The sequence below is a fragment of the Nitrincola nitratireducens genome (genome assembly GCF_000585235.1).
GTDB classification, from domain to species: Bacteria; Pseudomonadota; Gammaproteobacteria; order Pseudomonadales; family Balneatricaceae; genus Nitrincola; species Nitrincola alkalisediminis.
The window spans coordinates 1-26,503 of the sequence record NZ_AONB01000029.1 but is presented as its reverse complement, the minus strand read 5'-3'; the positions used below and the strand labels follow the sequence as shown (position 1 = coordinate 26,503).

At 47.4% G+C, this 26,503-nt stretch carries 26 protein-coding genes and 3 pseudogenes; 11 read left to right on the top strand and 18 right to left on the bottom strand.

The window, feature by feature from the left end; genetic code table 11:
• The 4 genes from D791_RS17610 to D791_RS21935 form a co-directional block, all read left to right on the top strand.
• The coding region (locus D791_RS17610; RefSeq protein ID WP_036514476.1) for an EAL domain-containing protein at window positions 1-1,656 on the top strand (1,656 nt) is incomplete at its 5' end.
• 64 nt (window positions 1,657-1,720) lie between these two features.
• Complete coding sequence (locus D791_RS17605) at window positions 1,721-2,494, top strand: glutathione S-transferase family protein (protein ID WP_051514665.1); 774 nt, start codon at window positions 1,721-1,723, stop codon at window positions 2,492-2,494.
• Window positions 2,495-2,686: 192 nt separating this feature from the next.
• Window positions 2,687-3,112 (top strand): Smr/MutS family protein, encoded by a 426-nt coding sequence (locus tag D791_RS17600; RefSeq protein WP_272944870.1) that lies wholly within the window; start codon window positions 2,687-2,689, stop codon window positions 3,110-3,112.
• Window positions 3,058-3,243, top strand: a complete 186-nt coding sequence (locus D791_RS21935; RefSeq protein ID WP_337588688.1) for a Smr/MutS family protein — start codon at window positions 3,058-3,060, stop codon at window positions 3,241-3,243. Before D791_RS17600 ends, D791_RS21935 begins: the two co-directional genes overlap by 55 nt.
• A 47-nt stretch (window positions 3,244-3,290) precedes the next feature.
• Here the strand turns inward: D791_RS21935 and D791_RS19335 are convergent, their stop codons facing one another.
• The 8 genes and pseudogenes from D791_RS19335 to D791_RS21235 all read right to left on the bottom strand — a co-directional run bounded on the left by D791_RS19335 (window position 3,291) and on the right by D791_RS21235 (window position 10,430).
• Window positions 3,291-4,232: a DUF4892 domain-containing protein gene (locus D791_RS19335; protein WP_051514664.1), complete on the bottom strand. Its 942-nt coding sequence runs from the start codon at window positions 4,230-4,232 to the stop codon at window positions 3,291-3,293.
• Window positions 4,233-4,263: 31 nt separating this feature from the next.
• The gene (locus tag D791_RS17590; protein WP_051514663.1) at window positions 4,264-4,878 is read right to left on the bottom strand and encodes an alpha/beta fold hydrolase; all 615 of its coding nucleotides are present in this window, start codon (window positions 4,876-4,878) and stop codon (window positions 4,264-4,266) included.
• Entirely contained in the window at window positions 4,869-5,117 is a 249-nt protein-coding gene (locus D791_RS19330; protein ID WP_051514662.1) for an alpha/beta fold hydrolase, read from the bottom strand. Before D791_RS19330 ends, D791_RS17590 begins: the two co-directional genes overlap by 10 nt.
• Before the next feature lie 37 nt (window positions 5,118-5,154).
• Window positions 5,155-6,192: an NAD(P)H-dependent glycerol-3-phosphate dehydrogenase gene (locus tag D791_RS17585; RefSeq protein WP_420329360.1), complete on the bottom strand. Its 1,038-nt coding sequence runs from the start codon at window positions 6,190-6,192 to the stop codon at window positions 5,155-5,157.
• 18 nt (window positions 6,193-6,210) lie between these two features.
• Entirely contained in the window at window positions 6,211-6,438 is a 228-nt protein-coding gene (locus D791_RS17580; RefSeq protein ID WP_036514474.1) for a hypothetical protein, read from the bottom strand.
• A gap of 531 nt (window positions 6,439-6,969) precedes the next feature.
• Window positions 6,970-8,271 (bottom strand): annotated as a pseudogene (rhlB, locus tag D791_RS19830) (ATP-dependent RNA helicase RhlB); the annotation flags it as partial.
• A gap of 39 nt (window positions 8,272-8,310) precedes the next feature.
• Window positions 8,311-9,897, bottom strand: coding sequence for a helicase C-terminal domain-containing protein (locus D791_RS17570; RefSeq protein WP_237748704.1), 1,587 nt, complete (start codon window positions 9,895-9,897; stop codon window positions 8,311-8,313).
• Window positions 9,873-10,430, bottom strand: a complete 558-nt coding sequence (locus D791_RS21235) for a DEAD/DEAH box helicase (protein ID WP_237748703.1) — start codon at window positions 10,428-10,430, stop codon at window positions 9,873-9,875. Before D791_RS21235 ends, D791_RS17570 begins: the two co-directional genes overlap by 25 nt.
• Before the next feature lie 121 nt (window positions 10,431-10,551).
• Here D791_RS21235 and lexA point away from each other — a divergent pair, with 121 nt between their 5' ends.
• Complete coding sequence (gene lexA, locus D791_RS17565; protein ID WP_036514471.1) at window positions 10,552-11,175, top strand: transcriptional repressor LexA; 624 nt, start codon at window positions 10,552-10,554, stop codon at window positions 11,173-11,175.
• Between the two features lie 66 nt (window positions 11,176-11,241).
• On the opposite strand, the gene D791_RS17560 is transcribed toward lexA, so the two are convergent.
• Window positions 11,242-11,766, bottom strand: coding sequence for a DUF6586 family protein (locus D791_RS17560; protein WP_036514470.1), 525 nt, complete (start codon window positions 11,764-11,766; stop codon window positions 11,242-11,244).
• Window positions 11,767-11,796: 30 nt separating this feature from the next.
• Window positions 11,797-14,442: a type I DNA topoisomerase gene (gene topA, locus D791_RS17555; protein ID WP_036514469.1), complete on the bottom strand. Its 2,646-nt coding sequence runs from the start codon at window positions 14,440-14,442 to the stop codon at window positions 11,797-11,799.
• A gap of 171 nt (window positions 14,443-14,613) precedes the next feature.
• Between topA and D791_RS17550 the strand changes: the two genes are divergently transcribed.
• A complete protein-coding gene (locus D791_RS17550; RefSeq protein WP_036514466.1) occupies window positions 14,614-15,339 on the top strand; it encodes a hypothetical protein in 726 nt (241 codons plus the stop codon).
• Here D791_RS17550 and D791_RS19825 read toward each other — a convergent pair.
• Window positions 15,334-15,557: pseudogene (locus tag D791_RS19825) on the bottom strand (DUF1653 domain-containing protein). The gene D791_RS17550 and the pseudogene D791_RS19825 overlap by 6 nt on opposite strands.
• Before the next feature lie 10 nt (window positions 15,558-15,567).
• Window positions 15,568-16,074, bottom strand: coding sequence for a hypothetical protein (locus D791_RS17545; protein WP_036514463.1), 507 nt, complete (start codon window positions 16,072-16,074; stop codon window positions 15,568-15,570).
• Window positions 16,075-16,151: 77 nt separating this feature from the next.
• On the opposite strand from D791_RS17545, the gene D791_RS17540 reads away from it, so the two are divergent.
• Window positions 16,152-16,586 carry a universal stress protein gene (locus tag D791_RS17540; protein ID WP_036514462.1) on the top strand — a complete coding sequence of 145 codons (435 nt, stop codon included), beginning with the start codon at window positions 16,152-16,154 and terminating at the stop codon, window positions 16,584-16,586.
• A gap of 20 nt (window positions 16,587-16,606) precedes the next feature.
• On the opposite strand, the gene D791_RS17535 is transcribed toward D791_RS17540, so the two are convergent.
• Complete coding sequence (locus tag D791_RS17535) at window positions 16,607-18,193, bottom strand: ATP-binding cassette domain-containing protein (RefSeq protein WP_193365011.1); 1,587 nt, start codon at window positions 18,191-18,193, stop codon at window positions 16,607-16,609.
• A complete protein-coding gene (locus tag D791_RS21930; protein ID WP_193365010.1) occupies window positions 18,190-18,507 on the bottom strand; it encodes an ATP-binding cassette domain-containing protein in 318 nt (105 codons plus the stop codon). Before D791_RS21930 ends, D791_RS17535 begins: the two co-directional genes overlap by 4 nt.
• 137 nt (window positions 18,508-18,644) lie before the next feature.
• Between D791_RS21930 and D791_RS17530 the strand changes: the two genes are divergently transcribed.
• Window positions 18,645-20,588 (top strand): transglycosylase SLT domain-containing protein, encoded by a 1,944-nt coding sequence (locus D791_RS17530; RefSeq protein WP_036514461.1) that lies wholly within the window; start codon window positions 18,645-18,647, stop codon window positions 20,586-20,588.
• A gap of 41 nt (window positions 20,589-20,629) precedes the next feature.
• Here D791_RS17530 and D791_RS17525 read toward each other — a convergent pair whose 3' ends face one another.
• Window positions 20,630-20,881, bottom strand: a complete 252-nt coding sequence (locus D791_RS17525; RefSeq protein ID WP_051514661.1) for a glutaredoxin family protein — start codon at window positions 20,879-20,881, stop codon at window positions 20,630-20,632.
• A gap of 171 nt (window positions 20,882-21,052) precedes the next feature.
• Between D791_RS17525 and D791_RS17520 the strand changes: the two genes are divergently transcribed.
• The 3 genes from D791_RS17520 (at window position 21,053) to D791_RS17510 (ending at window position 25,316) form a co-directional block, all read left to right on the top strand.
• Window positions 21,053-22,789 (top strand): PHA/PHB synthase family protein, encoded by a 1,737-nt coding sequence (locus tag D791_RS17520; RefSeq protein WP_036514460.1) that lies wholly within the window; start codon window positions 21,053-21,055, stop codon window positions 22,787-22,789.
• A 91-nt stretch (window positions 22,790-22,880) separates the two neighbouring features.
• Window positions 22,881-24,170, top strand: a complete 1,290-nt coding sequence (locus tag D791_RS17515) for an MATE family efflux transporter (protein WP_237748702.1) — start codon at window positions 22,881-22,883, stop codon at window positions 24,168-24,170.
• Between the two features lie 57 nt (window positions 24,171-24,227).
• A complete protein-coding gene (locus D791_RS17510; RefSeq protein ID WP_036514458.1) occupies window positions 24,228-25,316 on the top strand; it encodes a DUF3080 family protein in 1,089 nt (362 codons plus the stop codon).
• On the opposite strand, the gene D791_RS17505 is transcribed toward D791_RS17510, so the two are convergent.
• The 3 genes and pseudogenes from D791_RS17505 to D791_RS17495 all read right to left on the bottom strand — a co-directional run.
• Window positions 25,291-25,899: a ProQ/FINO family protein gene (locus D791_RS17505; RefSeq protein ID WP_237748701.1), complete on the bottom strand. Its 609-nt coding sequence runs from the start codon at window positions 25,897-25,899 to the stop codon at window positions 25,291-25,293. The two genes, D791_RS17510 and D791_RS17505, sit on opposite strands and share 26 nt — an antisense overlap.
• Entirely contained in the window at window positions 25,868-26,110 is a 243-nt protein-coding gene (gene tusA / locus D791_RS17500; protein ID WP_036514456.1) for a sulfurtransferase TusA, read from the bottom strand. The genes D791_RS17505 and tusA overlap by 32 nt, the downstream gene beginning before the upstream one ends.
• Window positions 26,111-26,244: 134 nt before the next feature.
• Window positions 26,245-26,503: pseudogene (locus D791_RS17495) on the bottom strand (23S rRNA (cytidine(2498)-2'-O)-methyltransferase RlmM); the annotation flags it as partial.

Below are 26,503 nucleotides of genomic sequence, written 5' to 3'. Positions count from 1 at the left end.
CGGTTACGGTGGCGTTATCGTCGCTTAGCAGATCTGGCCTTTGTCAGTGCCGTGCTGGTCAGTCTGGTTGTGCCTGAATACGCCTATGCAACCCCCTTTTCGGTACTCCAGGGTGCGGTATCCATCTGCTGCCTGTACCTCGGTTTCAAAATTTTACGCACGGGCTTCTCCCCTGCCACACTGTTTTTGGTCGCCTGGTCGTTCTTCATTGCAGGTGCTGCCATTGGCGGTATGGTATTTCGCAACCAATTGCCTTTTAACACTTTCACCGAACACGCCTTGCTGATCAGTACTGTGATTGAGCTGCTGTGCTTTTCATTCAGTCTGACTCGACGCACCCAATATCTGGAGACCGAAAAAAACCAGAAGCTGCTGACAAGCCCGGTTTCAGGATTGGCCAACCGGAACTTTTTTATCAACCACCTGCACCGACAACATGCGCTACCCAATGATACGGTACATCTGGTACTGATTCAGTTATCTGGTATCACCGAACTGAGCGAAGCCGTGGGACCGGAAAGTGCGGAGAAAGCCTCGGCAACGCTGGCACAGCGCATCAATCAAGCGCTGGAGTCAGAACCTCATATTATTCGCCATCGTCTGCCAAACCTCTGTCATGCCAATGTGATCGACATGGATCAAGAAAATCTGGTGTTTCTGTGTTATCAAGTGGGCAGCCCCGGAGCGATTATTGAGCATCTTGAGCCCGTGTTGAACCAGACGATTCATCTGAAACAGCTTGAGTTCCAGCAACTCTTCTCTATCGGCGTGGCATCAGGCGATCTGAATACGATGGATGTGACGACGCTCTACCAGCATGCACAGCTGGCTGCTCGCGCCAACTGGCACTCAACGCACCTGTGGAGTCCCTATCAGCAGGATCTGCAATCGCACCAACATCGACAGTTGATGCTGGTGGCTGAGATGAGCAAAGCGATCCGCAATCATGACTTCCACTTTGAAATCCAACCCAAAGTCGTCCTGTCGACAGGCCAGATCACCAGTGGCGAAGTGTTATTACGCTGGAATCACGCAACGCTGGGCAAGGTGTCACCCGCTGATTTTATCCCACTGGCTGAACATGTGGGGCTGATCTATCAGCTGACGCAACTGATACTGCATCAGGTCCTCAGCTGGATGCAGCAGCATGCAAATCAACTGCATGGAACAACGCTGGCCATCAATATTTCTGCACGCGATCTACTGCAGCAAAATTTTGCGACGGGCGTCATCGAACTCTGCAAGGGCTATGGTATTTCACCTAGCAGTATCGTTTTGGAGATTACCGAAACATCTGTGGTCAGTGACAGTGGGCTAGCCGTTGATAATGCGGCCCTGCTGAGATCAGCAGGGTTTAGTCTGTCTATCGATGACTTCGGCGCTGGCTATAGTTCCATGCAAAACATCCACCGCCTGCGGCCAGACGAAATCAAGATTGACCGCCTGTTCGTGTCAGACTTGGACAGTAATCCAACGAACCAAACGTTGTGTCGTAGTCTGATTCAACTGAGCCTCGATCTGCACATTCATACGACAGCAGAAGGGATTGAGACGGAGGAGCAGTTGAAGCTGCTCTCTTCCTGGGGTTGCCATTCCGGTCAGGGGTATTTTTTTCATCGTCCCATGTCGCCAGAGGAATATCTTAGTCTATTATAACCAGCAACACTCTGGATCAAGTATTAGAACCCCAAAATTGGCATATAAAACCGGACTTTAAAGCATGACTGACATCACCCTCTATCAATTTCCTATTTCACATTATTGTGAGAAGGTACGCTGGGCGCTCGATCTGAAAGGACTCGACTACAAAACCTGTAACCTGATACCCGGTTTCCATATCAAACGGATAAGCCAGTTATCCCGCTCGACAGCCCTTCCACTTCTGGTACAGGGCGAACAGATCATTCAGGGATCTGCGGCTATTCTGGACTATCTTGATCGTTTACAGCCCCCTCTGGTTCAGGGCAGTGAGTCTGAAATACAGCAAATCCAGCACTGGGAGTCGCGACTGGATACTGAAGTGGGTACCGCTGTGCGGGTCTTTGCCTATCATTTTCTGCTTAATCGACCAGATATTCTGGTTCCCTGGCTGACAACAGGCTCACCGGCTTACAAACGCTGGCTATTCCGACTGCTGTTTCCAAAAATAGCGCAGGTGATGCGCAAAAAAATGCGTATCAATGCGGCCAATGCCGACACCGCGCGCCAGACAATTGAAAGCAGTTTAGGTGAAATCAGTGAGATGTATCGTTCAGGACGCTACCTAGCAGGAGATCACTTTTCCCGTGCTGACCTTACAGCCGCCGCACTGTTTGCCCCGCTGTTTATGCCAGATGGTTATGGTATCGACTGGGGTAATACTCGACGTTTGCCGACAGAGATGCTGTCATGGATGGATAAACATCAATCAAACCTGAATGAACTGGCAGACATTTATCAGCGATACCGCCACCTGAATTTAAACCCCCTTACAAGTGCCTCTGCAATTACATGAGAAAATGTTACGGGTACTGTATTTTGGGTTGCTGCTATTGATTGCCCCCAAGTACGAAAGCTCTCTGTGTTACTGTGTTGTATAAATGCGTTTTGTTAAAGAGCGAAAGATTATTGCCCACCCTCACCCTTTTGATACCCGACCTTATGCAGTAGAATTAAGTGTTTAAATGCGATGACAGAGTTGTAGAAGATGCCCCGTACTGATGATGAACCCGATTTTGCACGTTTGATGTCCGACGTCAAACCCATACAAAATACCAAAGCCGATTTACGTCCCTCTTTTTCAGCTCGCAAAGACCCGAAGCTGGCGTATCGTCGTTGGGTGGCAAGCAAAGAAGAGGAATCGCTTGTCGATGGCTTGTCCTCAGAGGTCTCTAAGCTGGTGGAGTCAGAAGAAGAGTTAATTTTTGCTGTGCCCGGTGTACAGATCAACCGCATCAAAAAACTGCGTCAAGGCCATATCCCTTGGGAGCAAGGCATTGATTTGCACGGCTTTTCAATTGATGAAGCCCGTGATGAGCTCAGCCGATTTATTCGCGATGCTATTCGACTTGAACATCAATGCGTCATTGTTGTACATGGCAAAGCTATAGTGAAGGTGGGCAAGCGGCGATGATCAAGTCGTGCGTGAATGATTGGTTACAACAAATCCCTCAGGTGTTGGCATTTACATCAGCTCAACCAAAAGACGGTGGCACTGGCGCTGTTTACGTTCTCTTAAAGCGCAACAAAGATAAGCGATCTTAATACGGACAACAAGATCGCTTCAGCTTAAAAACCAATAGCGAGAGAAGCTAATCTTCTTTAATAACCATAACGGTTGCAGAAGAGGTTCTGCCCTGCCACGCTTCAGGCGCTAAAGATCCTGCTCCATATATGTCGATTCGGTCAATATTAATACCCAAATTGACAAGAGCGCTTAAGAAGGCTTGCGCTTCAGCATTGGTTTGAGTCAAAAGAGGCTCGGTTGAAAAGCTAGCTCGGTGCAATACAACTCGTAAACGTTGCGTGGGATGTTGGTCCAAATAGTCTTTTAACGACGCTTTTGCATCCTCTGCCCTATCGGGCCAACCTGGCAGCTGAGCAAAACCCTGTGACTCCATCAACCTTAACCACGAAACATCGGATGAGCTCTCAGGCGCCTCCGAACGAATATCCCTGTCGCTAACTTGAGGTTCTGGAGCCACAGCTTGGGAAGCTGCGGGTTGACTTGGATCCACTATATAGTCCAAATGTAAATACACTCGCCCATTACCTCTACGAACAGCATAAAGAGCCATGTGCCCTGCTTCGACTTCAGCTGCAAGGTAGTATTGACTGCTATCGACACCTAATAAATTGGCATAACCAAATATTTGGTTGGCCCACAAATTGCTGGCACCGCATTGTCGAGAGCTACATTCATAGAGTATGTTTGCCCCCTGTGCTATCAACTGCTGCTTGACATGATCGAATCCTTGTTCGGGCCCATGACCTGCAGCTAACTGCCATGTATGTCGAATTAATGTCCCATTGAGACGTCGTTCGTTTTGCGTTCTTAATAAGCCCTGTATCCGTGTAATCTGACTCAACGCCAACAAATAGTCGGGCTCATTCTTTTGAGTTCTCATCTCAAGAGAGGACAAAGGAAAGACTTGAAACCAGTCAGGCAAACCCGAAGGTTGCTGCGCAAACACCGAAGAGCAGCTCAAAACTGAAAAAAGGCTCACCACTAACACATAACGTAAAATTTGCATAACAACCCCTGTTGTTTTTAGAGACATAGGTTCAACGTATTGCAGTCGTAATATGTTCATTTATAAGACACGCTAATTGCGCAGCCGTTTCATTTTTCATGTGAAAATGGTGTTGGCCAGCTTTAACGTCTATTCGGTGATTAGGTACGAGTTTTATAAGGGAATAGGTTACCTCTGTTGCGATTCCATTCTCAGCTAGACATACCAACACGGGCGCCTGAATATGTTTTAGTAAAGCCTGAACTTGGGCATTCGACAAGCGTAAAACGGATGCCAAACGTAATCTTGGATCCGTATGCCAATACCAACGCTGACCTCGCATCGTCAGCGCACGTTTGAGCAGCGCCACGGCAGACACTTGATCAGGCAAAGGAAAACGCCCTTGCATTCTGGCCTCAATTGCATCCTCAAAGCGGGAATAACCGACAGAACGCTTTTGCGATACGCGTTGATATTGCTGCATAGCTAGCGCCATCAGCTTAGGTAAATCAGCAGGTTCATCTGTTAATGGCGCAATACCATCAAGCAGGCTCACCGATAACACTCGCTCAGGAAATAGCGATGCAATTAAGCTACAGACGGATGCGCCCATGGAATGCCCAAGTAAATGAAAGCGCTCAAGGCCCAAGTGATCCGCTAACGCCATGATATCTGAAACATTATCCCAAAGGTAATAGGGAACGCCTTTGGTCGATGCTCCGAAAAACCATGACCTGCTAGATCAACTGCAATCAGGTTGACCTGAGGCAAATGCCTAGCAAGCGCTCTAAAGCTTGCCGCATTGTCCAACCAACCATGTAGTGCGAGAACCGGGGGCGACCCCGGCTCACCTTGGACCAGTGCTGACAAGGTGATATGTGGCAATTTAAAGTGGGTTTCTTGCATGAATATCCTTATTAAGAGGCTTCAGTAAAGACACCAATCAACGAGGCACCTCACTGCGCGCTAACACAAACTCAACATCTGTACTTTGCACATTTAACATCATGTTACGCGCCACTTCCTTAACAGGTAGACCTTTGAAAACAACATCATACAGTCCACACACTAACGGCATGTAAATGTCTTTTTCGATTGATTTATCACGAACTTGCTTGAGGGTATTCACGCCTTCAGCCACTTCACCAAGGACGGAAACTGCCTCATCTAGACTTTTTCCTTCACCTAATGCATACCCCACTCGGTAATTACGACTTAAAGGCGACATACAGGTCACAATTAGATCACCTACCCCGGCAAGCCCTAAAAACGTCATCGGATTTGCACCCATGGACACCGCAAAACGGCTCATTTCAGCCAGAGACCGTGTCACCAACATACTTCGAGTGTTTTCACCCATACCTAATGCTGCACTAAGCCCCGCAGCAATGGCATAAATATTTTTTAACGTTCCCCCTAGCTCTACACCATAGGTGTCTGTACTGGCATAGACTCTAAAATATGGACAGTGCAATAAGGCCTGTACCTGCGTCCTGACCTCTTCATCTTCACTGGCGATCACCGTTGCCGCCAACTGCCTCTGGGCAATTTCTTTGGCTAAGTTTGGCCCACTCAAAACGCCAACGTTGGCATTGGGGACTTCTTGCTTTAGGATTTCGCTCATTAAGCAAAAAGTATCTGCCTCTATCCCCTTTGTTGTGCTCACCAGCAACTGCCCATCACGCAGATAGGGTGCCGCTTCAGCCACGACACTGCGAAAGGCACTGCTCGGGATCGAAACAAAGACAAGCCGTGCCGACTCCAAAGCATAGGCAAGATCCGCCGTTGCCTCCAACGACGGCGCTAAAGAGTAGCCTGGCAAATAACGCGCATTCTCTCGTGTTGAATTAAGCACGTCGGCTTTTTCTTGATCTCGCATCCACAAACGAACGGGTAGATTTTTTTCCGCCATCATGTTCGCAATGACAGTGCCAAAACTTCCTCCGCCGAGCACTGCAATTGGCTGATTGGATTGAATCAACGTAACCACTCCTTCACCTTACTTGGATGTCTGATCCAGTTGGTCTAACAACCGACCAATACCCATAAACAATAACTTAACCAAAAGAAATGCCACAAATGCTAGACCAAGAAACAACAACAGCTGCATCACATCTTGGGTACGTTGATATCCCGCAATGCCAACGGCTGCGAAAAATGCACTTAACGCGACACCGACTACACGGCTTAACACATGCAGTTTATGTTTATCTTCAACCTCTGCCATAGGACAATCTCATCAAGATACGGGTGGCTTGCTGGGATCTGATGCCTGTTCAGATGTATTTTCGACTCGCCACTCAGGGTCAGGTTCCGCCGACTGCGCAATCATTTCATCAGGTGTTGAAACCTGTGGCACGTCTGATACGTCTGAGTTCGGCAACGCTTCAACCCTCGACGCATCGTTTAGAATTGGCGCACTGGTGGGGTTCTCTGCTTTTGCAGCCTCCTCCATGGGTTCTAGTGTTTCGGTAAGCGTGGCGGCATCTACAGATACTTCCGGTGACTCGTCAACCAATGCCTGAGCCACTTTAGCGGCTTCATCAGCAGCAACCTCGGTTTCCACTGGCACAATCGTCTCTTTCAACGTTTCATCCTGCTGCTCCTCTATCGGAAGCTCAGGCTGTGTCGTTTCTATTTCGGGCGGTGAAGACTCAGGGGCACCATCTACCTCAGATACTTCAGATACTTCAGATACCTCAGATACCTCAGATACTTCAGACACCTCAGAGCGTAACTTAAACGCATCAGGATCTTCCAAGAGTTCTGGACTTGGGTGGATACACTCAAGTTTAACACCCGTTCCCATTTCAACTTCCGAAATCAGGAAGGAATCATTTTCACACGCAAAACAAATAGAGGTGCCCTGTGCTCCAGCGCGGCCTGTTCGGCCTATACGATGCACGTAATCGTCGGCATCTTCTGGTAATTGATAGTTAATGACATGCGTCACACCATCAATATGAATACCACGCCCCGCCACATCGGTCGCAACTAAGACTTGGATCTTGCCATTACGGAAATCTTCCAGCGTTTTTACACGCTTATTCTGGGGAATTTCACCCGACATCAGCGCAGCCTTATGGCCATCCTTCTGCAGTTTTTCTGCTAAGGCACGCGTTTCATGGCGACGATTGCCAAACACGATAGCACGCTCAATCTGATTTAACCGCAGATAATTACGCAACAGTTTATACTTGTCTTCCGACGCCACAAGAAACACTTTCTGGCTGATGGTATCAGACACTTGAGCATCCGATTCGATTTCAATTTGCACGGGGTCAACCGTCCATTGACGTGCTAAACGCATGATGTCGTCTGAGAAAGTGGCACTGTAAAGCAAGGTTTGACGCTCCGGCCCTTTGCGAGGAGTATGGCGAATAATGGTTCTGACGTCAGGAATAAAGCCCATGCTAAGCATTCTATCGGCTTCATCGAGTACTAACACTTCAACTTGATACAAGTCGATGTCTTTTGACTTAACAAAATCAATTAAACGCCCGGGAGTTGCGACAACAATATCCACTGGATTGGCAGATAGAGATTTTCGCTGCTTATCGAAATCCATTCCACCGACTAACGCCACAACATTCAAATCAGTGTGCGTTGTTAATGCCTCTGCATCGGCCGCAATTTGCAAGGCAAGCTCTCGTGTGGGGGCAATAATCAGTGCTCGTGGCTCTGCTAACTTTCGAGGTTGAGGTAAAGGATAATCCAGTAGGTCCGTAATAATACCAATCAAAAATGAAGCCGTCTTCCCCGTTCCCGTCTGAGCCTTCGCAATAAGATCCTTACCCTGTAAAGCCAATTCGATTGTGGCCGCCTGGATCGGTGTTGTGTACTCAAAACCAAGATCCGCGATCGCATGCATAAGATCGTCCGGCAGATTAAAGTCATGAAATCGCTTTTTATCTAGCACCTCAGGAACAACGAACTCTTTAGGAGTCCATTTTTTTGCACCCTCGGACCGCGGATCACGGCGTTTACGACGCGGTTTACGGTGAGTGTTCGAGGTGTTTTCACTGGACTCGGAAAGGTTAACGTCTGTATTCAAAGTCATGCCTACTGTTATCTATCTAATTAAGTTACGGGCGTTTGGCTAAAATATTTGACGAAAGGGCGGCAGTGCGTTCAACAACTGTCGACCATAGCGCTTTGTAACCAAACGTCTATCTAAAATGATCACTCGTCCTTGATCTTGCTCGCTGCGCAACAAGCGACCAACGGCCTGTGTCAAACGCATTGAAGCGGCTGGAATCGTCCATTGAATGAAAGCGTTACCGCCATTTTGCTCTATCCATTCCGACATTGTGGCGTCGACGGGATCGTCTGGCACACTAAACGGCAATTTGGTAATGACCACATCGGTTAAATAATCTCCAGGTAAATCTACACCTTCTGCAAAAGAGGCCAACCCAAAAATCACACTGTCTAACCCCTGATCGATACGCTCACGATGCCGACGAATGATTTCAGACTTAGGGTAATCACCTTGCGCCATCAGTCTATTCTTTATTGTTTCATCCATTCTATCAAGCACTGTCAGCATTTGCTTCCAAGAACTGAATAAAACCAACACAGCCTTCGTATTTATCAGATATTGCTTAAGAAAGTCTGCCACCTCCTCCGTATGCTCTGCGACAGAACTGGGATCGCTCCTCATCGACGGGATCTCTAAAGTGGCCGCATTGAAATAGTCAAAGGGGCTGTTCAACTGCAAAAAATGACTTTCAAAGGGTAATCCTAACCCTATTTTCACCCGATCAAAATTACCCAAAGATGTTAAGGTCGCGGAGGTCAAAACCGCACCAAAGCATGGATTCCAAAGATGCTCTTTTAGGGTTGCGGCAACGGATACCGGGCTACTGCAGCACTCATAATCGGTATAACCCGCCGAGTCATGTTTAACCACCCAACGCGCCACAGGCGTTTTTCCTTCTGCATCCACTTTAGCATAGGAATCGGCCAGCCAGCCAATCTGCTGAATACGCCCCCAGAACATCCCCATCAGCGGAAACAGCCCCTCTGCGAGACGTCGGTCTATGTCTTTGATGCTGCCCTCCATTGCATCTTTGAGCACACCCACTAACTGCTCAAACAGGGTTTCTAGACGAGCACACCCCATGGACAACTCTTTTGCAGGACCAAGCCAGTCATCTGGTTGCCGCCCACCTACAAACCGATGCCGCGGCAACCGCCCTGTGTCGTCATTATAGGCGAGTACTTGGACTAAATCTTTAAATGTTCCCAAGACTAAAAGTAAATCACTCACGGGTTGATGAAAACGACTCACTAAATCTTCAATTAAGGGAACTCGTGCTTGCTCATTAAATTGCAGTAGTTTTTTTTCTAAGTTCGCCAGCAATCGAATACTGCTCTCAATACGCATCGCATAGGAAAAATGACTCCCTGCTTTATCGGCAAGGTGGTGGCCTTCATCAAACACATAAAGCGTTTTACCGGGCTCAGGAAGAATCGCTCCCCCGCCCAAGGATAAATCGGCCAAAACCAAATCGTGGTTTGCAATAATCAGATCCGCCTCATCCATACTCTCGCGGGCACGATAAAAGGGACATACACTGAAGTTCAAGCAACGCCGATTGGTGCATTGCATATGATCACTCGTGAGCAACTGCCAACGATCATCAGGAACGGCTTTCTCTAATCGATCACGATCACCATCCACTGCCCTGTCGCATAGACTTCCATTAAGCCTTGAACATCCGCCAAGACCTGAGGTTCAAGACGCTGCTCAATTTCATCCGCATAGAGCGCCATTTGCCCCATCACCTGCTGCTGTTCCAACAATTGCTCAGCTTTAGACAAGCACAAGTATCGCCCCCGCCCTTTTGCAAGCGTGTAACGAAACTCAAGGCCTGAGTGCTGCAACAGCTCGGGAAGGTCTTTGTTCACTAACTGTTCCTGAAGGGCAACGGTAGCCGTCGAAACAATTAATTTTAACCCTTTGGCTTTTGCAATTGGCAAGGTTGCTAAGAGGTAGGCAATCGTCTTACCTGTTCCGGTTCCGGCTTCTATAACAGCAACATGCGCTTCCCCAAGGCGTTTACCTTGATCATCAAAACGAATACTGCCCAATGTCCTTGCAACAGCTGCAATCATTTGTTTTTGAGCAGAACGCGCACGCAAACCACGGCTTTCCAAAAAACGCGAGTACGTCTGTTGGATCGTTGTTTTTATTGACTCATCTAGCAAACGCATGTCCCTCTCATAAACCTTGCGCCTATTTTAACAAAATACTGGATATACAAACAGATAATACTTGACCTAATGAAAATACTGTACAAAAATGCAGTAACTGTACACAAAAACAGGCAAAAACATGAAATTAACTCAACGACAAACCCTAGTGTTGGACTGCATTCGTCAACACATTGAAAGCACAGGCTATCCCCCCACTCGCGCAGAGATCGCACTTAAGCTCGGCTTTAAATCCGCGAATGCGGCTGAAGAACACCTGAAAGCGCTGCAAAAAAAAGGGGCGATCCAGATCATACAAAATACATCGAGAGGGATACGCTTGCCAGATGCCGAACCCGATCCGGATGTCCATAGCGACATCAATCAACTGCCTGTTATAGGGTCTGTCGCGGCAGGATCACCGGTTCTTGCCGTTGAGCATATTGAACGCCGCTGTGCCATTGCTCCCGACTTTTTTACGCCATCCGCACACTATTTACTTCGTGTACGTGGCATGAGCATGAAGAACATTGGCATACTCGATGGGGATTTACTGGCCGTGCATCAAACTCAAGACGTGCGCAATGGGCAAATCGTGGTGGCTCGTATTGGCGATGAGGTCACGGTTAAGCGTTTTGAACGCAAGGGTAAAACCGTAAAATTGATCGCCGAAAATGAAGACTTCGATCCAATTTTGGTCGACCTAAGTCAAGAAGAGTTTGTCATCGAAGGGATTAGCGTCGGAGTTATTCGTCAAGGCAGTTAAACCTCGACGAAAAATGTGTATCAAGGTTTAAGTCCGGCTAAGGTTGACCGGACTTTAACAGGCAGCTTACCACTCCTGCATACCGGCTCTTTGACGTTCAAGCAGCGCTCTAAATTCAGCCAACCAAGACGTGTACTCCTGATAAACACCACTGTCTTCAGAGTGGTCAGGATTAACCTGCATAACTTGAATTTCAGATAAGCTTGTTTGAGCAGACACCTCTTTTACTTTATCAGTGGCTACCCAACAGGCTTTGTAAGCATTGTGCAGTTTGTGTAACCAACTCACAGGGTTCTCTTGCAACGCCAGCAACTCAGACAACTCTGATGACTCAAAGCCAGCCTCATCAAATGCCTGTTGTAATGCATGAATTTCGGTAATGCTCTGAGCGTTGACTCGATAGCGCTCCGCAATCTCTCTAAGAAGGGACACATAGGCTGACATCAGGTGAAACAAGATTGACTCTTGATACGATTCAATCAATGCATGCTTACTCCATCCTGATGACGCCTGAGCATTCGCTAACGCCTCTAAATGCAAACGCGCGAAGGTCAACTTCTGATTGGTTCTAGCAAGGTATACTTCTGCCATCATTTTCTCCTAGCCTACTTGGCCACCCAATTAACTTTTGCTAGATTTTTTAGCTGGGGCATCCACTTTCCAGACACCGTTGGTAAAGTAGGCCTTCCAGCCTGTTGCCTTACCCTCGACCTCCGTCATAACGTACTGCTCTTTTGTTTTGCGACTGTAACGAACAATCGTTGGATTTCCATCACTGTCTTGAACAGGCGCACTGAATAGAAACGCGTATTTACTATCAATTTCCGACTGATGAGGCAGTAATTCGGACACTAAAGGTGCACGTGTTTCTCGATTTTTCGGAAATTGACTGGCCGCCAAAAATAAACCACTGGCACCGTCACGCAAGATATAGGTATCGTCAACTTTCTCGCATGCCAATTCAGGCATAGGCACAGGATCCATTTTCGGAGGTGCGGCTTCACCATTTTTAAGCAATTTACGGGTGTTTTTACACGCCGAATTGGTGCACCCAAAAAACTTACCAAAACGACCGGTTTTCAACTGCATATCCGAACCGCACTTATCACACTCAATACTCGGGCCATCATAGCCCTTGATGCGATAACTGCCCTCTTCAATCTCGTAACCACTGCAATCTGGATTGTTACCGCACACGTGCAGCTTACGCCCCTCATCCACTAGATAAGAGTCCATTGCCGTTCCGCATAATGAGCAACGATGCTTATTGCGCAAAATTCGAGACTCTTCTTCATCGTCGCCATCCGCACTGACCACTTCATTGCCCGGAATGAGGTTAATGGTACATTTGCAGCGCTCTTTCGGTGGAAGGTTATATCCCGAACAGCCTAGAAACACGCCCGTGCTCCCAGTTCTGATCATCATTTTACGGCCACACTCTGGGCAGTCAATGTTTGTTGGTGTTGGGGTATTTGGACGCATTCCGTGCTCATTATCCTGAGCTTTTTCAAGGTGCGTGACAAAATCAGCGTAAAAACGATTGAGCAACTCTCGCCAATCCAACTGCCCTTGAGCAACCTCATCTAGATCGGCTTCCATGCGTGCCGTAAAGCTGTAATCCAGCAAATCAGCAAAGTTTTCATTCAGGCGCTCGGTGACTATATCACCCATCTTGCAGGCGTAGAAACGTCTGGATTGAGACTCAACATACCCTCTATCTTGAATCGTTGATATGATCGAAGCGTAGGTAGAAGGTCGTCCAATTCCACGCTTTTCCAGCTCTTTAACTAAACTTGCTTCGGTGTAACGAGGTGCAGGTTTGGTAAAATGTTGTTTAGGATCAAGTGATTCAAGCGCTAAGACCTCACCTTTTTTTAGGTCAGGTAAAATAACGTCTTCATCGCCTTTGGACTTGCTTGGCATCACTTTGGTGTAACCATCAAAGCGTAAAATGCGTCCTTTAGTGGAAAGTTCAAACTCGCCTGCTTGCACAATTAAGCGTGTACTGGTGTACAAGGCAGGCATCATCTGACAAGCCAAAAACTGACGACGTATCAAATCGTAGAGCCGCTCGGCATCCGACTCCATCCCAGATAAGTCTTTGGGCAGCAGCGTAACATCCGAGGGACGAATCGCCTCATGCGCTTCCTGTGCGCCATCTTTGCTTGAATAACGCACAGGGGCCTCAGGCAAATAGGCTTCACCAAACTGGGTCTGTATATAGGCTCGACAGGATTCTACGGCATCAACGCTTAAGTTGGTTGAGTCAGTACGCATGTACGTAATGTAACCGGCTTCATACAGGCGCTGCGCCATCATCATGGTCTTTTTAACACCAAAACCTAACCGAGTACTGGCTGCCTGTTGCAGTGTAGAAGTGATAAAGGGCGCCGACGGCTTACTGCTGGTCGCGCGATCTTCACGAGACACCACAGTAAAGGTTTGCGTTTTGAGCAGCTCTAGATAGTTGTTCGTTTCGGACTCAGAGGTGGGACGGAACTCACCTTCTTTATATTTAACGACCCCTAATCGCAATTGATCGGCTTGAGCCGATTGCGTTTGAGCGAACACTTCCCAGTACTCTTCAGGGTTAAACGCTCGGATTTCACGCTCACGATCCACGATCAACTTAACGGCAACGGATTGCACTCGCCCTGCAGATAAACCTCTAGCCACTTTTTCCCAAAGCAGCGGTGAGACCATATAACCCACCACACGATCAAGAAAACGCCGTGCTTGCTGAGCATTAACGCGACTCATGGCAAGATCACCCGGCTCTTCAAAGGCCTCTTGAATCGCTTTTTTGGTGATCTCGTTAAAGACCACACGCTTATAGCGTGTTTCGTCTCCGCCAATGGCTTCACGCAAGTGCCAAGCGATAGCCTCTCCTTCGCGATCCAAGTCCGTAGCGAGATAAATAGCATCTGCCGACTTGGCAAGCTTTCTTAATTCCTCTACAACTTTTTCTTTTCCTGGCAGGATCTCATAGCGAGCATCCCAGTTATTCTCAGGATCAACCCCCATTCGTCGAATGAGCTGTTCATGTGATTTGCGCTTTTTGTTCTCCGCTTTTTCTTCTGGAGAAAGCTTACGGGTCAAAGCCGCTTGACGCGCCCGCTCTTTAGGATCGGTTTGCGTACCACTGCCACTACTGGGCAAATCGCGAATATGGCCCACACTGGATTTAACCACGTATTGGCTACCGAGGTATTTGTTGATCGTCTTGGCTTTTGCCGGAGACTCGACAATAACGAGGGTCTTTCCCATTAAACTAGATCCTTAAATGCAGAGGTCTGCCCTGAAACATGGGTGCATATATAAGTGCTGTTTAGCAGCGGGTCAAGTAAAGTTGTATAATTCATTCAGTTTATCTTTACGAAAAAAAAACGATAATAGGTTCAATGCTGTTAACCTTTACCTATCAGAGTGCCAAACAGAATGCTCAGTGACAACCTCATTTTTCTTTTTTTGATCGCCGTGCTTGGACTTTTAGCACTGATATTGAACTATGTCATTACGACGCGCGAAGAAGAAAAAGCAGCGAAAAGCGCGCGCATGAAGTGGCTTAAAGATCAATCAGAACATACACTTAATGCACTATCAGTCTTGAAGGAAATCAATTGTCGATCCGACATTATTGACAAGCTAAATCAACACGCCTTGTCGCTAATAGAAGAAATCGGCATTTTGGCTCCTGACTCTGACTTGATGACCGATATCAGCAAAATCAAGGATTCCACCGACAGAGCCCGTCCCAAACCAGAAGCCTTCACAAATGACCGTGCGGTCAGAAAAGCTCAGATTTATATACGTTTTGCTGAAAAACTTTTTAGCGAAATGGTGAGTAAAGGAAAAATTACAGCCTCGTTGGCAAAATCCTATCAATTGGAACTTTACTGGCTAAACATTACGCTGGTAGCCGATGCGCACTACGCGCACGCCATGGATCAAATACAGAAGAACGATAAACTCACCGCCTTGGCGCATCTAAAACATGCAAAAGCCATGTTGGTGAGAGCCACCGTCCCTAAAAGACAAAAGCAAGAGAGGCTCGATAAGGTGCAAGTTCAACTCGATCTGCTCCAGCCCCGAAAAGATTTTGGACGTGGGGCATTGGCTGATTCGATGGATACCTATCATGAGCAAAAGCAGCGTCAGCTATAAGCCCGCTGCTAAGCTCTGAAACCGAGGCACTCTATTGCCATTACTGTCGACAACCTCTTCACAGAACAGCGTGACAGGGCGAATCCAGAGCCTCTGTCACCATACAGAGGACGATAGACAACATACCACTCTTCTGTTTCAGAATGACGAGCACATTCAATGACCTCGTATTCCGCCCCTTTGAAATGACGATAGCGTCCAGGCGTTGGATTCAACATCATATTCCTCTTAAAACTTGGCTTTTAGAACAGGCTCGATAGCCGCTTTAATTTGATCTAGCACCTCGGGCCCACCTGACTCGCGCCAATAGACCGTAAAATGCATAGGCGATGACTCGAGTGCAAATACCGACTCTGGCAAAGACTCTATGACAACAGACAGCATTTGACACTGTTCCGACGTCAATATCCCCTCACCGCGCTTCCAAGACCACTGGCTTGGCAACCCCTGATTCGCAACATTTTCCACACGAAATGCCTGCCAGGAATTCCACTGGTCTTTTTCATCGCGTGATAGATCCGATCGTAAAATCCGATACGCCGGTAGACGCTTTCGCTCAACATCCATCTCCCCTTTGGCCCGGGGTGTCTCGATGGTTGCTATTTGCACAATGAATCCCAATGCTCGCGCATGCAGACGAATTTGCGATTGCATGCGCTCTCTTGGGCTAGGCTTGATCCACATCACAGAACCAACCAATGAAAGCATGACAACTATAGAGATTACCCATTCCATACTGCTATCCTATAAGTACACACATCGACGCGCTTAGGCTGCGTCATTTTTAGACCAGACTGAGAAAGGATACTAACATGAGCACTTACAACCGCATTTTGTTAGCCATTGACTTGTCCGATGAATCCGCGCAACTCATAACCAAAGCCGCTGATCTTGCCAAACGTTATGACGCGGCCCTCAATATTATTCATGTTGTTGAGCCACTGACCTTTGCGTATGGAGGAGATGTCCCCATGGACTTATCCACCATACAAGAGCAACTGGACGAGCATGCTCAACAAAAACTTGATACCCTGTGTGCCGCGATTGATCAGCCTGTAGAGCAGCGCCATATAGTGACTGGGCATACCGAGTCTGAAATACACCGTGTCGCCAAAGAAATTAATGCCGACCTGATTGTCGTCGGCAGTCACGGTCGTCACGGCTTAGCGCTACTGCTGGGTTCAACAGCAAATGGCGTGCTTCACGGTGCCATATGCGATGTTCTAGCCATCAGGGTAAAAAGTTAACCTTGCTTGAGGCCATCCATTTACATGGCCTCAAGTTCTAACCAACGCTCCATCAGCTGCTCTGCTTTTTGCTCAAGCTCCTGAAGCATCTGCAGTTGGCTCGCGACCTGATCACGATCCTGATTGTAAAAATCAGGTGCAGAGCAGATTTGTCGCATTTTCTCCAACTCAGCTTCTGCGTTTTCCAACAGGCCTGGCAGCGTTTCTAACTCGCGCTGAAGCTTGTAACTCAGTTTAGTGCGCGCTGGTGCACTTTTTGATTCTGTGGCACTAGACACCGAGCTTGGCGAAGAAACGGGCGGCGTTGCGTCAGCCTTAACTGAGGCGCTTTTTTCCAGAACAGGCCGTTGACGCAACCAATCCTGATAGCCACCGACATACTCCTGCACCTTGCCATTACCCTCAAAGACCAGAGTACTGGTGACAACATGATCCAAAAAGGTTCGGTCATGGCTGACAATTAACAAGGTCCCTTGAAACTCTAAGAGGATTTCCTCTAACAGCTCTAGGGTTTCTATATCCAGATCGTTGGTTGGCTCATCGAGGACAAGAATATTGGCAGGTTTACTGAATACTTTTGCCAACAACACTCGGTTACATTCCCCACCCGAGAGGGCTTTGACAGGCGTTCTCGCACGTTCAGGACTGAACAAGAAGTCAGACAGGTAACCGATGATATGACGGGCACGACCATTGATTTCAATGCTTTCTCGACCGCCTGACACATTGTCGATAATGGTTTTCTCGGGGTCCAACGCATCACGCATTTGATCGAAATAAGCGACTTCCAGCTTAGTTCCTAAGCGCACCGTCCCGGTGTCAGGCTCAAGCTGACCCAACAAGAGCTTTAATAACGTACTCTTACCTGCGCCATTAGGACCAATCAAGCCGATACGATCACCGCGCTGAATACTTAAGGTCAGCGTATCGATTAAACATTCGCCTTTAAACGACTTGGAGACGGCCTCCAACTCAGTAACCAATTTACCTGAGCGCTGAGCCTCGTCCATTCCAAATTTCGCATTTCCTTGACGCATACGTCGCTCGGAGCGCTCTTTTCGCATTTTTTCGAGTGCCCTGACACGCCCCTCGTTACGGGTACGCCGTGCTTTAATGCCTTGACGTATCCAGCGCTCTTCTTGAGCGAGCTTTTTATCAAACTCAGCCTGATGCCGCGCTTCTTCTTCCAACAGGGCTTGTTTTTGCTCTAAATACTGACTGTAGCTGCCCGGAAAACGCGTCAAAATTCCGCGATCCAACTCAAGAATAGTGGTAGCTAAATGCTCCACTAACGAGCGATCGTGTGAAATAAACAACAAGCCGCCCTGGAAGTCGAGCAGCATCTTTTCCATCCACTCAATCGCTTCGATATCCAAATGGTTGGTTGGCTCATCGAGTAACAACAAATCAGGATTCTGAACCAAGGCAGCACCCAATGCCGCTCTTCGACGCCAACCTCCAGACAACTCCGCCATTTTTTTGGTTGGATCCAGGCCAAGTTTCGCAATAATTGTGTCAACACGCTGCTCTAACTGCCAACCATCAACCGCCTCCAAAGCGTGCTGCAGGCGATCCAGTTCGCGCATATCGGATTCACTGGCCGTCATCGCCAAGGTTTCATATTGCTCTCGCAGGCTAGTACATCCGCCAACCCAGCCGTCACAACATCTCTAACGGGTCGTTCATCGGCAGCAGGCAACATTTGTGGCAATTGAGCAATGCGTAAAGATGGAGCACGCCATAAAGTGCCATTATCAGGCTGCTGCTCACCGTTAATCAGTTTTAAAAGGGTTGATTTACCTGCGCCATTTAAACCGACCAATGCAACACGCTCACCTGCCTCTATCTGCAAGGAAGCGTTGTCTAGGATAATTTGTGTACCAAACGCAAGCGACAACGAATCTATTCGGATCAGTGACATGAAATTCTCAAGGGTCTTGAATCAAAAAATACTATTCTACCCTAAAGACACGAAATCGGCCTAATCTCTTCTCTAAAAGCCTAAAAAAACGCTACACTCTCTTTAATTCAGTGTTAAACAATCGGAGTCATCTTATCGTGCCTGGTACCCAGTTTTTTTGTGCGCTTACGGCTAGCGTTTTGCTCTCATCCTGTGTTCAAGCCACCCCCTCGCTTGAGAGCCAAAGAACACTTTACTTATCAACATTAAATGCATTGGAAACAGGCAATCAAACTGACTATATCAATGGCTTGAAACAACTACAGAACTACCCACTTCTGCCCTATCTAACCTTTTCGGAACAATCTAAACAATTGCCCAGGCTTAATGCTGGCGAAGTTGAAGAACTCTTGGACCAGTATCAAGGCACGCCTCTCTATAACCGCCTACTCAACAGCTGGACATCTCAACTGGGCCAACAGCAGCGCTGGAATAGTTTTCTTGAATTTTACCCAAGGGTCAAACACCCCAATCCAAGGCTAAATTGCTTTGCAGCCAGAGCCGCCTTGGCGCAAGGTGATAAAGCATCTGCGTTTCGTCAAGCAGAACAACTCTGGAATGTGGGCCAGTCTCAGAACAATGCCTGCGATCCTCTATTTGACGCTTGGATCAATGAACAAGGTATCTCGCGCGAACTGGCCTTTGATCGCTTCATGAAAGCGCTCGAAGCGGATAACATCGGTATTGCACGCTACGCTGAACGGTTTATCACCCGTGATCAAGACAAAGCCCATCTGAATCTAATCTGGTCAATTTATAATTCGCCTGAAACACTGCAAGCACAACCTAACCAGCTCACACGCAACACACCCCACCATCGTCGCTTAGCAATGCTTGCGGTGAATAAGCTGGCTCCTAAAGACTTAGAAGGCTCTTTAAAACTTTGGATTTCGTTAACGCGAAGTCTAGCCATTCCAACGGAAGAGCAAGAGGCCATCAGCGTTAGACATGGTGTACGCTATGCCAAAGGGTTCCATGCCAATGCCCCCCAATTGTTGGCTCAACTTGACCCGAACTTTAATTTTGCAGAGCTGACGGAGTGGCGCATACGCTTAGCACTCACCGAACAAAACTGGACAACGGTTAGCCAGCTCATTCAGCGCCTTCCAGATCACGTTAAAAACACACCACGCTGGCAATACTGGCACATGGTGACCCAAATGCGTCTTAACCAACGCCCAGCACCAGAGCTTATACAAACCTTAGTGGCGGATCGCAGTTTCTACGGATTCATTGCTGCGGAAATGCAAGGCAAGCCTTTCTCAATCAATCACCAACCCAAGCAGGCAACAACGGCTGAAATCGAGCGAATTCGAAAACTGCCAGCTATGCAGCGCATACATGAGCTTTATCACCTCGGCTTTGAAGATCTAGCTCGGTCTGAATGGAACCATGTCACCGCACACCTTTCTGATCACGAACTGCATATTGCCGCCCATCTTTTTAAATCCTGGGGCTGGTATTTTCAAGGCATCCGCGGCGCCATTGCCAGTGATCGCTGGGATGATTTAGAACTACGCTTCCCCGCACCACACGCGCGACTCTTTGCGGATGCGACCCGTGAGTTCAATATCCATCCTGCGTGGGCCCTAGCCGTGACTCGACAAGAAAGTGCATTTCAGAATGTCGCGCGCTCTGGGGCGGGCGCAAGAGGACTGATGCAGCTCATGCCTGCGACCGCACGCGAAACAGCGAGACGCTTTGAGATCCCACTGGACGATCTGGAGCGCTTGAACGAGCCTAACACGAATATTCGCCTAGGTTCAGCGTACCTTTCTCAGATGCTTGGCTTTTTCAATGGAAACCGCGTCCATGCGACCGCCGCATACAATGCAGGCCCTGGCCGAGTTCGCCAATGGTTGTCGGCTCGCGGACACTTACCCTTGGATATTTGGGTAGAGACCATCCCCTTTGATGAAACCCGCCAGTACGTGCAAAACGTTCTTACTTTTGGTGTCATCTATGCTGAAATGCATAACTACAGTGCCAGCATACTGAGCCAAGAGGAACAAAGACAATTGGCTTGGTATTCAAATCGCTAAAAGACCTTCGCGCCGACCTAAGCTGGTTTTTCAAACACAGCTTAGCCTTCTAACACGGATGTTAGAAAGGCGTGAACATCTTCTGGTGAAAATGGCCAATCCAGCGCTTGCGCTGTTGATGGACAATAGAGCACGGGGATACGCGTTGCAAATTGATCCATGAGCGCATCGTCATACGCAATATCCACCCAGTCGATCTCAACCTGGTCAGCCGGCAGCGACAGCTGTAAAACGGCTTCAGCCTCATCACACAGATGACACCCTTCCGTACTCATCAACTCAAGTTTCAACATCTATCGATTCCAGCCCATTTGTATAATTGCTGCAGATTAATAACATTAACACGACTCTCGGGGTTTACGCACTTTCACCTTAATGATAATGTCATTCAAACATCGCATGCTATAAGGTGTATGGTGATCACAGCGTGATCAGACAACCCTCCGGACAGATAGGCGTATATTATGGAACAAAAGAACAGTAAAGTTTCTGATCCTCAAGAGTTTATCGAGTATGTAAGCCAAGAAACCAGCAAAATACTAGAGATGTATTCGGCAACGGGGGGGGATGATATTTTCCGCAACTTCACCCAGACGTGGACCGATCTCGCTACCCGCTCATTGAAAGACCCAACCGTATGGATTAAAGCCATCGCAGATTATCAGCAAGCACAGCTTAATCTTTGGCGCAACCTGTTTACTGGCACAACTGAGACAGTTGCAGCACCAGCGCCGGGCGACCGCCGCTTTCAGAGTGACGAATGGTCTAAAAACCCAGTGTTTGACTACATCAAACAATCCTATTTGCTGTCTTCAAAAATGCTGACTGAAATGGCAGCAAATGCAAAGCTATCTGACGCAGAGCAACAAAAACTAGAGTTTTATACTCAACAGTATTTGGATGCCATGTCTCCGACGAACTTTGCCTTCACCAATCCTGAAGTGATCAACCAAGCCATTGAAACCAATGGTCAAAGCTTAGTAGATGGTTTGAAAAATCTGCTGGGTGATATCGACAAAGGTCATATCACCATGACAGATGAATCTGCCTTTGAACTCGGCAAAAACATCGCCACCACTGAAGGCGCTGTGGTTTTTCAAAACGATATCTTCCAGTTGATTCAATACAAACCGGAAGGTGAACAGGTTTTTGAAAAACCTCTTTTGATTGTACCGCCGAGCATCAACAAGTTTTATATTCTCGACCTACAACCGCACAACTCCTATGTCAAATACTGTGTCGAACAAGGACATAACGTTTTCTTAGTCGCTTGGGTCAACCCAAGCAAAGAAATGAGAACTCTCAGCTGGGACGACTACGTCGAGCGCGGTGTACTAAAATCAATCGAAGTCACCAAAGAAATCAGCCAGTCTGAAAAAGTGAATGCGGTTGCTTGGTGTGTTGGCGGAACCTTACTGGCAACAGCGCTGGCCGTTATGGCTAACCGCAAAGATAACAGCGTGTTGTCGGCAACCTTCTTAACAACCCTGACAGATTTCCGCGATCCGGGCGATCTTAAGGTCTTCATTGATGACTACCAAGTCAAACAGTTGAAAGAAAAGGTCAATAAAGAAGGCATTTTGCACGGTCGTGAGTTGGCGACGTCATTTAATATGCTTCGCTCAAACGACTTGATTTGGTCCTATGTTGTTAACAACTACCTCAAAGGCCAAACGCCTGCACCTTTCGACATCCTTTACTGGAACAGCGACCCAACGAACTTACCTGCTCGCATGTACACTTTCTACATAACGAAAATGTACCTAGAGAACAAGTTAGTTGAGCCTAATGGTGTCTCAATTTGTGGCGAACCCATTGATTTAAGTAAAATCAAAGTACCCTGCTACTTCTTATCCACCATTGAAGACCACATCGCACCATGGAAGAGCACCTTTGCCGCCACTGAGCTGTTTAAAGGTCAAATGGAGTTCGTACTCGGCGCGAGCGGCCACGTTGCAGGTGTTATTAACCCAGCATCCAAAAATCGCAGACATTACTGGATTAAAGGCGAACTCGGAAAAGGACCTGATCATTGGCTCGAAACAGCTGAAAAACAAGAAGGATCTTGGTGGTCCAATTGGGCGGAATGGGTCAAACGCCGCGCAGGTAAGAAAATTGACGCTCCGAAAGAGTACGGTAACGCCGATCATACCGTGATTGAGGCGGCACCTGGCAGCTACGTCAAAGCACGACTCGACTGATATCCGGTTTACGTTATGGCATACTATAGGGCACTAACAGTGCCCTTTTTATTGGCACTCCCCCTACCTTTACCTATTATAAGTTCAGACCATGCGATCCAGCCCCACTCAAACTGCGTCTATATTTCATGAAAGCAAAAGCCTTTTAATGCTGGCTTGGCCAATCATGATCGCTCAACTTGCCCAGAACACCATGGGCTTTGTCGACACCCTCATGTCTGCACGCGCGGGCAGCGAAGACCTCGCGGCAATTGCACTCGGAAGCAGCTTATGGCTTCCCATCTTTTTGGCGCTGGCCGGAATTCTCATGGCAACCACCCCTATTGTGGCACACCATGTTGGGGCCCAAGACACACACAAAGTCCGCTCAACATTTTACCAAGGCCTCTGGGTAGCCCTATTTTTGGGGGCGATTTCAGTTTTCTTATTGCAAAACACCTCAATTATACTGTCAAGACTCTCTCTTGAACCCAGCCTACAAGCCAAGACTGAGGGCTATTTAGCGGCGATTTCGTGGGGATTTCCTGCCTTGCTGCTCTTACAGGTCATTCGTGGTTTTAGTGAGGGACATGGAAGAACAAAAGCTGTTATGAAAATCGCCTTGCTTGGCCTTCTATGCAACATACCACTGAATTACATTTTCATTTTTGGAAAGCTAGGATTACCCGCTTTAGGCGGTGTGGGATGCGGCATTGCTAGCGCCATAGTAATGTGGATCATGCTATTTGCAGGCACTCTTTACCTTAACAAAAGCAAATTTTTTGCACATTTAAGCTTCAAATGGCAAGTGCCTATCCCCTCTCAACTCATCGCTTTTTTAAAACTTGGTACACCTATAGGCTTTGCATTACTCATTGAATCCAGCATGTTTAGTGTCATCGCTTTGCTCATTGCCCCTTACGGCGAAACAGTAATTGCGGCGAACCAAATCACAATCAGTTTTACGGGGCTGATTTTTATGATTCCATTAAGCATCGCAATGGCTCTTACGATTCGGGTCGGACAGCTTGCGGGTGCCAAGCAAATACTGGAGGCTCGCAAAGCCGCCTTTACCGGCATTTACTTAACACTGCTTATCGCATTTTTTACCTGCCTCTTTGTCTTTCTATTTGTGCGCTCAATTGTGGGTCTATACACATCAGAAACAAATATCGTGTCACTGGCCACACAACTACTACTCATAGCCGCCCTTTTTCAATTTTCAGATGCCATTCAAGTCTGTGCAGCCGGCGCACTTCGTGGATATAAAGACACTGCCGTCCCTTTACTATTGGTCTTTATCTCTTTCTGGATTATAGGACTTCCATCCGGGTACATTTTAGGATTAACCGACATTATCTTGCCTGCCCAAGGTGCTGCTGGTTCTGGTATGGATTATTGATCGGACTCAGCTTTGGCGCCGTAATGTTGTTGAGTCGATTACACCGAGTGTCCAAACATGACTATCAGAGCCGCTAGCCTACTTACTCTTTGTCTGTATCTTGTAGGGTGCGCAGAACCTAGCGCTGAAAAAATGCTGGAGAACTACGTCTCACGCGTCAGCAACGCGCTCGATCAGCCTATCGAGTTCAAGCCCAACACGTCGGCAAGACTGCCCGCTTTCCCCTTGCGCAGAGAGCGGCTGCTTGAAATTGTGCCAATACGTGAAGGCTTACTGGATGTATTGGAGTTCAGACAGTGCGACTTGCTACCACTCATATCCGAACGTAACAGTAACCTAGGCCGCGTCATGCAACCCTCCCAGCAGTTACGCTACGAACTGCGCTTCTTACCCGCACTTTATGACTGCAGAAGGCAGCTGATGGAGGATCAACACGACAACTCGTCGATTTTCATCAACAGAGTCAATGAGATCATTGCTCACAAAGAACGAGAGTTACCTAAGCTGATCTGGAACAGTATTTATACCAGCTCAGAAATGGAACAACAGTTTTCCCTAGCCAAAACCGCGCTCCCACTTGAAAGCCAAGGCCGTATTAGCGACATTGAAATCGCTTTAAATGCTTTCATTCAGATAAGTGAGCTGACTCAATTGAGCGAATGGCCAGAACCGAAAATAGCTAAGGATATAGAGACCTATTACGAGATCTTATATAGGAATGCATCGGGCGGCGAGTGGCTAAAAAGCCTAGATTGGCTCACCTACACACTAAACCAAGTTGCTGATGGGATTGAAGCGCGCTTAAACCGCAGAGCGGTTTGTTTTAACCAACAACCGAACAATCAATCCGCCATTATCAGAAATGTCTTTCTTAATTTTTATGCGGGAGAACTCCAGCCCTACTTAAGTCAAGTACACCAATTCGGTGAACGCTGGCTAAGCGGCCATGAACGTATTCTTAAGAACCTCCCCCTTCCTGATGCCATGCAAGAGTATCAACAGAAGGTATTGAGTAAGACACATTCTCATGGAGTATGGCAAGCCTATGTCCAAGCCAGAGATCGACACACTCTAGCCTGGCAACAATTACTGAATCAGTGCGGGATGCTTCCCAGTGCACCTATCGTGCTTGACGATTCAGCGTAAGCAATTGATCGAGCTTTGAACTTAAGCGCTCTTCTTTTTCCTTACGACGCGCTTCTTTCTCTTGCTCAGCTTTACGCTGCTTACGCATTTGATGAAACTCTTTGAGCTTCCCTTTCGCATGCTCTGCTTCTTCTGCTGTCACTTTTCCGACAGGCGAGGCATCGATTCCGATACGATCGACCCCTTCTTGCAAGCTTTTCAAATACTGGGGAGAACGCACGTAGGATGCAAGCGCACGCTTAATTTTACTCTTAGATACCTTGTCGTCAGCAACCAAGTCTTCTTGAATGCCAATTTTCAGAGGCTTTACTGACTCACGAGAGAAAACTGCCGGGTACTGCTCCATTAAGGCTTGCAACGCTGCCAAGTTCGCCGCACGATTTTTTGAAACTGGCTTACGCTGACCATTATTGGTTTCAATTAACGCTGTATCACTCACTATTTTTCTCTCGACTGTTGATTCCTGCTGAGACAAGCTCTGCTCAAGACTATTCAGACGCTGCTCGCATTCGCTGAGCAAAACATCCATTTTCAATTGCATTTGTTCAATTTCAGACAGAACCTTTTCGGATATAGTATTCATACACTTGACCCTGATGACTCTGACTGATTAATTCGTGTCCCAAAAATGTACAAAACTTGGGAATATCCCGTTCTGTCGACGGATCTGTCGCCTTAACATGCAGCACATCACCTACCTGCATTTTTCTGACCTGTGCATGAAGCATCATCACAGGTTCAGGACAGAGTAGACCCGTTGCATCTAAAAACTGATCAACAGTAATCGTTTCCATAACCTATCTCGTTGGGATTACGTCGCATATTCTCTCAAATATCCTAAGCCATATAAACCAATACTCGGATCTTTTTTTAACTTTAATGCCTTAAGGATGCCTTAAAACAGAAAATCTTAATCAAAAAAGACCCATCAGTCCTTACGCAAATCTAAATAACAGGTAATTTCTTCACGATCATGATAAAGATGCCTAGCGGAAAGCTTAAAGTTAATTGAATGTTCATTCAATCCATCTTTCAATCGGTCTAAGCACTGAAGGGTTTCTTTATAGCGCTGTTTCATCGGCAACTTCAAGTTAAAGACCATTTGTTCAGCCCACCCATTGATTGCCCAATCCAACATTAACTCTGTCACTTGGATGGGTTTTTCAACCACATCACAAACCATCCAA